At 67.2% G+C, this 229-nt stretch carries 1 protein-coding gene; it reads right to left on the bottom strand.

From position 1 onward, the window contains the following. On the bottom strand, window positions 1-229 hold a 229-nt coding region (locus HKX41_14085), incomplete at both ends, for a nucleoside-diphosphate sugar epimerase (GenBank protein NNC25263.1).

A 229-nucleotide genomic window follows, 5' to 3' on the forward strand; every position in this document is an offset into this window, starting at 1 on the left:
AGCGCTTGAAGCGCACGTGCCGGACCACGTTGGTGTCGATCATCTGCAGCAGCGAGTAGACGTCCTTCTCCGAGCGCACGTGCTTGAGCGCGGCGAAGTTCATGACGATGTCGTACGGCGCAGAATCGGCCAGGAAGCGGCCCATCACCGGCGCGCCGTAGTCGATCGGCAGGGTGCGGAAATCGCCCACATCCAGGCCGCCCGGGCGGCCGCGCAGGTCGCGCACCAG

It is taken from the genome of Salifodinibacter halophilus (assembly GCA_012999515.1).
In the GTDB taxonomy this organism is placed as follows: Bacteria; Pseudomonadota; Gammaproteobacteria; order Nevskiales; family Salinisphaeraceae; genus Salifodinibacter; species Salifodinibacter halophilus.